Source organism: Streptomyces sp. NPDC054863, from assembly GCF_053610825.1.
Genome location: NZ_JBSGZD010000285.1, coordinates 1 through 10,240, shown reverse-complemented (window position 1 = coordinate 10,240; position 10,240 = coordinate 1). Strand labels below are relative to the sequence as shown.

Genomic DNA, 10,240 nt, shown 5'->3' with positions numbered 1-10,240 from the left:
CGGCGGCGGCTCCGGCCGCCGCCCCCGCCCCGCTCAACGCCGGAATCATCGCCGTCCGGTCCAGAGCACCCCGCGCCACGGAGGGGCGCGCGCTCTGGCTCGGGGCGAGCTGCACGCGGAAGCTGGCGTGGTTGACGATGACCTGCGCCGGGTCGCAGGGCACCTTGACCATGCTCAGTGCGGGCTGATCGTCGAACCCGGGTGTTCTGGTGTCCACACTCATCTAACCGAGTGATGTGTGTTTAGGACACTGCCTTGACGACGCCGATCTGTCCGAGACCCGTCAAATCCACACGTTCTCGCGGACGTCGCAGGTCAACACAGGTGGACGAAAAAGGGCCCCGGATCAAATCCGGGGCCCTCCCGTCCGCTCCCGCGCTCCCTAGCGCAGAAACATCGATCAGTTCCGGCGACGCGCCGTCTCGTACAGGACGATCCCCGCGGCGACGCCCGCGTTCAGCGACTCGGCGCCGCCCGGCATCGAGATCCGCACCCGGTAGTCGCAGGTCTCGCCGACGAGGCGGCCGAGGCCCTTGCCCTCGCCGCCGATGACGATGACGACGGGACCGCCGAGCTGCTTCAGGTCCTCGACCTTGTGCTCGCCGTCGGCGGCGAGGCCGACGACGGTGACGCCGGCCTTCTTGTAGTCCTCCAGCGCGCGGGTCAGGTTGGTGACGCGCGAGACGGGGGTACGGGCGGCCGTACCGGCCGAGGACTTCCACGCGCCGGCGTTCATGCCGGCCGCACGCCGCTCGGGCACGACCACGCCGTGGCCGCCGAAGGCGTTGGTGGAGCGGATGATGGCGCCGAGGTTGCGCGGGTCGGTCACCCCGTCGAGGGCGACGATCAGCGCGTTCTCGTGCTTGTCCTGCGCGGCGGCGAGGAGGTCCTCCGGGTGCGCGTACTCGTACGGCGGGACCTGGAGGACGATGCCCTGGTGGTTCAGGCCGTTGGTCATCCGGTCCAGCTCGGCGCGCGGGGCCTCCATCAGGTGGATCTTGCCGCGCTCGCCGGCGAGCTGGAGGATGTCGCGGACCCGCTCGTCGTTGTCGATGTACTGCTGCACGTAGAGCGTGATCGCGGGGACGCCGTCGCGCAGGGCCTCGTAGACCGGGTTGCGGCCGACGACCATCTCGGACGTGCCCTTGGCGCCGCCGCGGCGCGGGGCGGGGCGGCGTGCCTGGGCGTGCTTCGCCTTGGCGGTGGCGAGGCGGTTCGCCTTGTGCTTCTTGCGGTCCGCGGCGGGCGGGGTCGGGCCCCTGCCCTCAAGACCCTTGCGCCGCTGGCCGCCGCTGCCGACCTGCATGCCCTTCTTGTTGGACGTGCGGCGGTTCCTGCGTTGGCTGTTGCCGGCCATGACTACCTGTTTCCTGTGGATCCGGCGATCCACATGGTGATGCAGATCGTCTACGTACGTAAATGAAGTGTGCCGCCCGGGGCTCCGGGCGGCACATCGGAAGGCCTTGACCAGGCCCTACGGGGTAGCCCCTAGCGGGGCCCGAGCGTCCACCTCGGTCCCGACGGACTGTCCTCGATGACAAGACCGGACTGCTGGAGCTGGTCGCGGATGGCATCGGCCGCCGCCCAGTCCTTGCGCTCGCGCGCGGACTGACGCTGGTCGAGCACGAGTCGTACGAGCGTGTCGACGACCCCGTGGAGGTCTTCGCCGCGGTCCGACTCGCCGGCCCAGTGCGCGTCGAGCGGGTCGAGACCCAGCACGCCGAGCATGGCACGGACCTCGGCCAGGCGCGCAATCGCGGCTTCCTTGTCGTCGGCCGCGAGGGCGGAATTCCCCTGGCGGACCGTGGTGTGGATGATCGCGAGGGCCTGCGGGACGCCGAGGTCGTCGTCCATGGCCTCGGCGAAGGCGGGCGGGACGTCGGCCGCGGCCTCGACCTGGCCCCCGGCCTTCTCCACGACGCGCTGGATGAAGCCCTCGATGCGGGCGAAGGCGGACTCCGCCTCGCGCAGGGCCTCCTCGCTGTACTCGATGGCGGAGCGGTAGTGCGGCGTACCGAGGTAGTAGCGCAGCACGATGGGGCGCCAGGCCTTGACCATCTCGCTGACGAGCACCGAGTTCCCGAGGGACTTCGACATCTTCTCGTTGGCCATGGTGACCCAGTGGTTGTGCACCCAGAAGTTCGCGAAGTCGTCGCCGAACGCCTTGGCCTGGGCGATCTCGTTCTCGTGGTGCGGGAAGATCAGGTCGATCCCGCCGCCGTGGATGTCGAAGGCCCTGCCGAGGTACTTGTGCGCCATGGCCGAGCACTCCAGGTGCCAGCCGGGCCTGCCGCGGCCCCACGGGGACTCCCAGCTGGGCTCGCCCGGCTTGACGGCCTTCCACATGGCGAAGTCGCGGGGGTCGCGCTTGCCGGTGATGCCTTCCTCGGGGGGCTGGCGGAGACCGTCCAGCTCCTGGTTGGAGAGCTCCAGGTACCCGTCGTACGACCGGACGTCGAAGTAGACGCTGCCGTCCGCCTCGTACGCGTGGCCGCGTGCGATGAGGCCCTGCATCATCTCGACCATCTCGGTGATGTGGCCGGTGGCGCGGGGTTCGTAGGTGGGCGGGAGGCAACCGAGCGCGGTGTAGCCGTCGTTGAACGCGCGCTCGTTCTCGTACCCGATGGACCACCACGGGCGGCCCTGGTCGGCCGACTTCGCGATGATCTTGTCGTCGATGTCCGTGACGTTGCGGATGAAGGTCACGTCGTAGCCGCGGTGGGCGAACCACCGCTGCATGATGTCGAAGTTGAGTCCCGACCGGATGTGCCCGATGTGCGGTGCGGCCTGCACGGTAGCGCCACACAGGTAGATCGAGACACAGCCCGGGACGAGCGGGATGAAGTCACGCGTCTGCCGGGCGCTGGTGTCGTACAGGCGAAGAGTCACGACTCAAGGGTACTTAGTGTTTGGCGTGGCGTCGGCCCGTACCCCGCACCGGATCGGGCGGGGTACGGGCGCACCGCGCTCAGATGTTGCCGACGACCTTGCGGGCCAGGACGCGGACCACCAGGCGCGGGCCGTCGTCCACCGACGACGGGTTGAACTCGGCGTACTTCTTCCCCGTGTACTTCAGGGCCAGCTCGTCGATGAGCTCCTGGCCGCCCTCCCTGGTCATCTCGACGCTGCCGCGGATCTCGGCGTACGTATAAGGGGCGTCGGCGGGCTGGACGAGGACGGTGACGCGGGGATCGCGGCTCAGGTTCTTCTCCTTGCGCCGCCCGACGGTGGTGGAGAAGAGCACGTCGTCGCCTTCGCGCTTCACCCAGACCGGGGACACCTGGGGGCTGCCGTCGGGCTGGATCGTGGCCACGTTGATGAAGACGGGGCCGTCGAGGAGTTCCTTGAGCTTGTCGCTGAGTGCGGCGGTCACGGGTTCGGTCCTTCCGAGGGTGCGAATGGGGGGTGGTTACTACCTCTACCCCGCCACCCGCCCGCCGAGGCGTACGCAACGCGCGAGAAGCACCCGGCGAGCGCCCGGTACGGCCGAGGCCTCAGGCCCGGTAGACCAGGGCGGTGGCGATCGCCGCGAGCCCCTCGGCCCGGCCGGTGAGGCCCAGTCCGTCGCTCGTCGTCCCCGACACCGAGACCGGTGCCCCGACGGCCGCGCTCAGCACCTTCTGTGCCTCTTCGCGCCGCTTGCCGACCTTCGGGCGTACGCCGACGACCTGCACCGCGACATTCCCGATCTCGAAGCCCTCGGCCCGTACGATCCGGGCCGCCTCGGTCAGCAGGGTCACCCCGGACGCCCCGGCCCACCGAGGGCGCCCGGTGCCGAAGTGCGCGCCGAGGTCGCCGACCCCGGCCGCCGAGAACAGCGCGTCGCACGCCGCGTGGGCGACGACGTCGGCGTCCGAGTGCCCGGCGAGCCCGAACTCCTCGTTCTCCCAGTGCAGCCCGGCGCACCACAGCTCGCGCCCGCGCTCGAAGGCGTGGATGTCGGTCCCGATCCCGACCAGCGGAATGACGGGCTTGCCGCTCTCGGCCGTCGTCTGCTCAGAAGCCATCGTTGGCCCTCCTCCGTGCGAGTACCGCCTCGGCCAGGACCAGGTCCAGCGGCCGGGTCACCTTGAACGCCTCTTCGTGTCCGGGCACCACCACGACCGGCTCCCCCAGCCGCTCGACCATGCCCGCGCAGTCCGTCGCACCCTCGCCCGTCGCCGGTACGGCCCGGTGCGCGCGCACCAGCGTGGCCCGGTCGAAGCCCTGCGGCGTCTGCACGGCCCGCAGCAGCGCCCGCTCGGGCGTCGCCACGACCGGCTCGGGCCGTCCGCCGGACCGCGGCTCGACCTGCTTGACCGTGTCGGCGAGCGGCAGCGCGGGCACCACGGCGGGCGCTCCGCCCCGTACCGCCTCGACGACGGCGTCCACGGTGTCCACCGGGACGAGCGGACGTGCCGCGTCGTGCACCAGTACGGCGGTGATGTCGTCCGGCAGCGCGTCGAGGCCGAGCTTCACGGACTCCTGGCGGGTGTCGCCGCCGGGGACGACCAGGAATTCGGTGCGCTCGGGCAGCGCGTGCCCGTACTCGTCGAGGAGGGCCTTGACCTCGCCCGCCCCGTCCGCCGGGGCCACCACGACCACCAGGGAGACGGCTCGCGAGGCGGCCATCGCGCGGACGGCGTGGACCAGCATCGGGGTTCCGTTCAGGGCCCGCAGCGCCTTGGGCGCGCCCGGTCCCAGACGTATGCCGCGGCCTGCGGCGGGGATCACCGCGGCGGTACGGCCGCCGGGTTCGGTGGGGGCGGGAATCTCTGCGGCTGCCATCGGCTTCTCCGGAGGTTTGTCGACTCGCCCGACATGGGTATGGCCTCACCGAGCCGGGCGCGACGCCCTGACCGGACCCTTCCGTGACAGTCGGCAGGGGGTGGCGCATCGGCTCTTGAGAGCTCGGCACGGAAGAACACCGCACGCGGGAAATGATCTTCGAAGCTAAAAATGATGCCGCGGTCTCCACCGGCCGACTGCGGACACAGTCGATCGACGGACACCGCGGCATCACAACAAATCAGCGCACACACCGGGTGACCGGCATGTGGAGTTACGACGCGAGAACCTCGTCCAGCAGGGCCTCGGCCTTGTCCTCATTGGTGTTCTCCGCGAGAGCCAGCTCGCTCACCAGGATCTGGCGCGCCTTCGCGAGCATGCGCTTCTCGCCGGCGGAGAGACCGCGCTCGCGCTCACGACGCCACAGGTCACGCACTACTTCAGCGACCTTGATGACATCGCCAGAGGCGAGCTTCTCCAGATTTGCCTTGTAGCGACGGGACCAGTTCGTCGGCTCTTCTGCATACGGTGCCCGCAGCACCTCGAAGACCCGGTCCAGCCCGTCCTGCCCAACCACATCGCGAACGCCGACGAACTCCGCATTGTCCGCCGGTACACGAACCGTCAAGTCGCCCTGGGCGACCTTGAGCACCAAGTAGGTCTTGTCCACGCCTTTGATCTGGCGAGTCTCAATGGCCTCGATCAGCGCGGCCCCGTGATGGGGATAGACCACGGTGTCGCCAACCTTGAACGTCATGTGACAGGTACCCCTTCCGTGGCTATCCAGAGTAACACGGAAATCGCTTGTTCTGAATGGCGTTTCCGCAGGTCAGGGCATATCTCGGGGCTTGACAACTGCAACAGGAACGTGCTGCGACAGCCTTCCGGAAGACGGTATTCGCAGGTGGGAGCGGCTCTGCGGGCGAAGGGAAACGCGTACGCTACACACACCGCGGAGCCCCGGACGAGGACGAGAAGTCCCGTTTTGCCGGGTTCCATGAGGTGAACTTCATCTACTCCGTTCGGAGATCGCTCACCCGTACGGCGGCAATCGCCGGCAATCCGGAATTGATCACGGGCACCCGGCGATCCGCTCCGTGATCAATTCCGCGACGCGCCTCGCATTCCGCGGGCAATATCCCGAGACCCCGCCCGGCCCGAACGTTTCGCGCCATTGAACGGTGTACGAAATCGCGCCTTCGTACACCTCCGTGATCAGCTCCGGCTTCGCCTCCGCGAACGCTCCGGCGGCCGTCCGGGGCGCATCGTTGCGCCGACGGCGCATGTGAGCGGGGTGCGAGCGGGGGCGGGTCGGGTGCGGGGGCCGGTCGGCGGCTCGGTAACCTAAGCGCGCATTAAGCGTGCAGTTCTTGCACCATGCAGTTCTCGCGCGCCGTGCAGTCCGCCCGTCCGTAACGTCCTAGGAGTTGCCGCCGCCGTGAGCCGCAGCCTTCGACGCGGCACTCTCGCCGCTACCGCCCTCGCGTTCTCGATCGTCTCGCTCGCCGCCTGCGGTGCAGGCAACGATGCCCAGACGCTGGCCGTCAAGCCCGACAACGCTGCGATCTCCGTCGACAACGGCAAGATCAAGATTCAGAACGCGACGGTGATCACCCAGCCGCGCGAGAAGACCAAGGGCAACGCCGTCGGCGCCGGTCCCGCGGTCGTCGCCGCGACCGTCTTCAACAACGGCGACAAGCCGCAGACCCTCGACGCCGTCAAGCTGGGCGGCACGAGTGCCACGGTGAAGCTGACCCCGGCCAAGGACGCCAAGGGGGGCGCCGCAGGGAAGATCACCGTCCCGGCCGGCGGCTCCGTCGTCATCGGCGGCAAGGGCAACGCCTCGGCCGTCGTGGCCGACGGCCGCGAGTCCGCGCAGAACGGCAACGCCCAGCCGGTCACCTTCAGCTTCAGCGAGACCGGCAACGTGACGCTGCGCGCGTTCGTCGTCCCGGCCGTCGGCCACTTCGAGGGCTTCGGCCCGGAGAAGGTCCCGGCCGCCCCGGCGGGCACGCCGACCGCCCCGGCCACGGGCGGCACGCCCGGCGCCCCGACGGGTGCCGCCACCGGCGCTCCCGGCGGCAACCAGTCGGGTACGCCGGCGAAGAACAGCCCGTCGGGCACCCCGGCCAAGAACACGCCCGCGGGCGGGGCCACGGGCGCAGCCACCACGGGTCACTGACGCACCGGATCGCGTGAAAGGGCCCCCGCCGGAAGCCGACGGGGGCCCTTTCGTCGTCCCACGGGTCCGGTTTACGGCTCGAACTTGTAGCCCAGGCCGCGCACCGTGACCAGGTAGCGCGGGGCGCCCGGGTCCGGTTCGATCTTGGCGCGCAGGCGCTTGACGTGGACGTCGAGGGTCTTGGTGTCGCCGACGTAGTCCGCGCCCCAGACCCGGTCGATGAGCTGCATACGGGTCAGCACGCGGCCCGCGTTGCGCAGCAGCATCTCCAGGAGGTCGAACTCCTTGAGCGGGAGGTCGATCTTGGCGCCGGAGACCGTGACGACGTGACGGTCCACGTCCATCCGGACCGGGCCCGCCTCCAGGGCCGCCGGAGTGACCTCCTCCGGCTCCCCCCTGCGGCGCAGTACGGCGCGGATGCGGGCGATCAGCTCGCGGGAGGAGAAGGGCTTCGTGACGTAGTCGTCGGCCCCTATCTCCAGCCCGACGACCTTGTCGATCTCACTGTCCTTGGCGGTCACCATGATCACCGGGACGTTGGAGCGGACGCGCAGCTGGCGGCAGACCTCGGTACCGGGCAGGCCGGGCAGCATCAGGTCGAGCAGGACGAGGTCGGCGCCGTTGCGCTCGAACTCGTCGAGGCCGTCGGGGCCGGTGGCCGCGATCGCCACCTCGAAGCCCTCCTTGCGGAGCATGTAGGACAGGGCGTCGCTGAAGGATTCCTCGTCCTCGACGACGAGCACTCGGGTCACGGAAGGACCTCCGGGGCAGGGGTGTTCTCACGGATGGGGGTCTTGGTGGTCTTGTACGTGGTCCTGTACGTGCCGTCGGACGCCCGGTCCTCGTCGTCGAAGTCCTCGACCTCGTCGACGTCGTCGGGGCCGACGAGGGGCCGGCCGGGGGTGTGTTCCACCCTGGCCTCCCGTACGGAGCCCGCTTCGGGCAGCCGCAGGGTGAAGGTGGAGCCCTGTCCCTCCGAGCTCCAGACGGTGACCTCCCCGCCGTGCGAGGCGGCCACGTGCTTGACGATGGCCAGGCCCAGGCCCGTACCTCCGGTGGCGCGGGAACGGGCCGGGTCGACGCGGTAGAACCGCTCGAAGACGCGCTCGCGGTCACGGTCGGAGATGCCGATGCCCTGGTCGGTGACGGCTATCTCTATGAGGTCGCCGCCCGGTGCGGGGACCCGGCGGGCGGCGACGCCGACGCGGGTGCGGGAGGAGCTGTAGTTGACGGCGTTCTCGACGAGGTTGCCGAGGGCCGCGGCGAGCTGGCCGCGGTTGCCCCAGACGTGCAGTCCCGAGGTGCCGCCGGCCTGCATCGTGATCTGTTTGGTCGAGGCCGTGTGCCGGCTGCGGTCGATGGCCTCGGCGACCAGTTCGTCCACCCGGACCGGCTCGGAGTCCTCCAGGGGGTCGTCGTTCTGCACCCGGGAGAGGTCGATGAGCTCCTGGACCAGTGAGGTGAGGCGGGTCGCCTCGATCTGCATCCGGCCGGCGAAGCGGGTGATCGCCTCCGGGTCGTCGGAGGCGTCCATGACGGCCTCGGAGAGCAGCGAGAGCGCGCCCACCGGGGTCTTGAGCTCGTGGCTGACGTTGGCGACGAAGTCGCGTCGTACGGCTTCGATACGACGGGCCTCCGTCAGGTCCTCCACCAGGAGGAGTACGAGGCGCGAGCCGAGCGGCGCCACCCGGGCGGACACCGCGAGGGCCTCGCCCCGGCCGGTGCCCCGGCGCGGCAGGTCGAGCTCGACCTGGCGTATCTCGCCGTCCCTCCTGGTGTCGCGGGCCATGTGCATCATCGGCTCGACGGCCAGCTTTCCGCCTCGGACCAGGCCCAGCGCGTACGCCGCTGAGCTGGCCTTCACCACGTTGTCGCTCTCGTCGAGAACGACAGCGGACGAGCGGAGCACGGAGAGGACGGTGTCCACTCCCGGCGGCAGCGTGGCGCTCACCTCGGTCCGCAGGGCGGACCTGGTGGGACGCTTCTGGTCGCGCTCGCTCCAGCGGAACGCCAGCATGGCGATGATGCCGGTACAGAGACCGGCCATCGCTGCTGCTGCGGCGACCGCCGCGTTCACGTCCATGTGCACAAGGTTATGCCTGGTCACTGACACAGCCCCAAGCGAATGGGTGTCACCTCGAACGTTCGTCGCCCAGAGTTCACCCGGGGGACGGGGTTGGTTCACTTGGTCGGCCGGAACCGGACGCGTACCGGTCGGATGCTGAGAGCGTGGGGACCGGAGCCCCGCCAGACCCCGGAATCAGGGCTGCACCTTGTCGCAGCCGTCCGCACTCAGGAAGTAGGAACCCCCATGCGGGACGCGTACCACGAGGAACTGGACTCGATCGGCGAGGACCTGGTCGAGATGGCCCGTCTCGTCGGCTCGGCCATAGGGCGCGCCACCACGTCCATGCTCGACGCCGATCTCAAGCTCGCCGAGAGCGTGATCGCCGCCGACCAGAAGGTCGACGATCTCCAGCACGACCTGGAGGCGCGTGCGATAGCCCTGCTCGCCCGGCAGCAGCCGGTCGCCACCGACCTCCGTATCGTCGTCACCTCTTTGAGGATGAGCGCGGACCTGGAGCGCTCGGGCGACCTGGCCCAGCACGTGGCGAAGCTGGCCCGGCTGCGCTTCCCGGCCAAGGCCGTGCCGAACGACCTGCACGCGACCATCCTGGAGATGGGGCAGCTGGCGCAGCGCCTGATGGCGAAGGCGGCCGAGGTCATCATCACCAAGGACGTCGACCTGGCGCTCCAGCTGGAGCAGGACGACGACGAGATGGACCTGCTGCACCGCACGCTCTTCCAGCACCTGATGGACGACCGCTGGAAGCACGGCATCGAGACCGCTGTGGACGTCACCCTGCTCGGCCGCTACTACGAGCGCTTCGCGGACCACGCGGTGTCGGTCGCCAAGCGGGTCGTCTATCTGGTGACGGGCGAGCACGCGGACGAGATCCAGGCCGCGCAGGACAACTCCGCACAGGCGTAGCGGCGCGAGCCCTCGGCGGGCGCATCAACTCCCGTGCTTCCACGCGCTGTTGATGCGCCCGCCGGATGGGCATGCAATGGGTGAGGGACGGCCGTACGGCTGTTCCCCTGCCGTGCCTTCGAGGAGGACCCATGGCTCTGCCCATTCCCACCGCCCCCGCGGTGACGGCCCCCACCGGCGGGGCGCTCTCCTGCGGCTGCGGACCGGGCTGCCAGTGCGGCTGCCAGTCCGGCGGCTCCTGCCAGTGCGGCGGCGGTTGCGGCTGACCGCCTGCCGAACGACGACGAAGGGGCCCGGTC

Annotated in this window: 11 protein-coding genes and 1 pseudogene; 3 read left to right on the top strand and 9 right to left on the bottom strand. The window is 69.9% G+C overall.

Annotation, left to right across the window (positions count from 1 at the left end; translation table 11 throughout):
* The 7 genes and pseudogenes from ACWGIG_RS32235 to ACWGIG_RS32205 all read right to left on the bottom strand — a co-directional run.
* Positions 1-223: pseudogene (locus ACWGIG_RS32235) on the bottom strand (hypothetical protein); the annotation flags it as partial.
* 177 nt (positions 224-400) lie between these two features.
* Positions 401-1,357 carry a 23S rRNA (guanosine(2251)-2'-O)-methyltransferase RlmB gene (gene rlmB, locus ACWGIG_RS32230; protein ID WP_453325228.1) on the bottom strand — a complete coding sequence of 319 codons (957 nt, stop codon included), beginning with the start codon at positions 1,355-1,357 and terminating at the stop codon, positions 401-403.
* A 131-nt stretch (positions 1,358-1,488) separates the two neighbouring features.
* Positions 1,489-2,889 (bottom strand): cysteine--tRNA ligase, encoded by a 1,401-nt coding sequence (gene cysS, locus ACWGIG_RS32225; protein WP_453325227.1) that lies wholly within the window; start codon positions 2,887-2,889, stop codon positions 1,489-1,491.
* Between the two features lie 79 nt (positions 2,890-2,968).
* On the bottom strand, positions 2,969-3,373 hold the full coding sequence (locus ACWGIG_RS32220) for a PPOX class F420-dependent oxidoreductase (protein WP_453325226.1): 405 nt from the start codon (positions 3,371-3,373) through the stop codon (positions 2,969-2,971).
* 121 nt (positions 3,374-3,494) lie between these two features.
* Positions 3,495-4,007 (bottom strand): 2-C-methyl-D-erythritol 2,4-cyclodiphosphate synthase, encoded by a 513-nt coding sequence (gene ispF / locus ACWGIG_RS32215; protein WP_453325225.1) that lies wholly within the window; start codon positions 4,005-4,007, stop codon positions 3,495-3,497.
* On the bottom strand, positions 3,997-4,767 hold the full coding sequence (gene ispD / locus ACWGIG_RS32210; RefSeq protein WP_453325224.1) for a 2-C-methyl-D-erythritol 4-phosphate cytidylyltransferase: 771 nt from the start codon (positions 4,765-4,767) through the stop codon (positions 3,997-3,999). Before ispD ends, ispF begins: the two co-directional genes overlap by 11 nt.
* 274 nt (positions 4,768-5,041) lie before the next feature.
* Positions 5,042-5,524 (bottom strand): CarD family transcriptional regulator, encoded by a 483-nt coding sequence (locus tag ACWGIG_RS32205; protein WP_003953493.1) that lies wholly within the window; start codon positions 5,522-5,524, stop codon positions 5,042-5,044.
* A gap of 681 nt (positions 5,525-6,205) precedes the next feature.
* Here ACWGIG_RS32205 and ACWGIG_RS32200 point away from each other — a divergent pair.
* Positions 6,206-6,949, top strand: coding sequence for a DUF461 domain-containing protein (locus ACWGIG_RS32200; RefSeq protein WP_453325223.1), 744 nt, complete (start codon positions 6,206-6,208; stop codon positions 6,947-6,949).
* A gap of 71 nt (positions 6,950-7,020) precedes the next feature.
* On the opposite strand, the gene ACWGIG_RS32195 is transcribed toward ACWGIG_RS32200, so the two are convergent.
* Both ACWGIG_RS32195 and ACWGIG_RS32190 read right to left on the bottom strand, forming a co-directional pair.
* Positions 7,021-7,701, bottom strand: a complete 681-nt coding sequence (locus ACWGIG_RS32195) for a response regulator transcription factor (RefSeq protein ID WP_362423372.1) — start codon at positions 7,699-7,701, stop codon at positions 7,021-7,023.
* Positions 7,698-9,032, bottom strand: a complete 1,335-nt coding sequence (locus tag ACWGIG_RS32190; protein WP_453325222.1) for a sensor histidine kinase — start codon at positions 9,030-9,032, stop codon at positions 7,698-7,700. Before ACWGIG_RS32190 ends, ACWGIG_RS32195 begins: the two co-directional genes overlap by 4 nt.
* Before the next feature lie 228 nt (positions 9,033-9,260).
* Here ACWGIG_RS32190 and phoU point away from each other — a divergent pair, with 228 nt between their 5' ends.
* Positions 9,261-9,941 (top strand): phosphate signaling complex protein PhoU, encoded by a 681-nt coding sequence (phoU, locus tag ACWGIG_RS32185; protein ID WP_453325221.1) that lies wholly within the window; start codon positions 9,261-9,263, stop codon positions 9,939-9,941.
* Between the two features lie 131 nt (positions 9,942-10,072).
* Positions 10,073-10,207: a hypothetical protein gene (locus ACWGIG_RS32180; RefSeq protein ID WP_453325220.1), complete on the top strand. Its 135-nt coding sequence runs from the start codon at positions 10,073-10,075 to the stop codon at positions 10,205-10,207.
* The last annotated feature ends 33 nt before the right edge of the window (positions 10,208-10,240 follow it).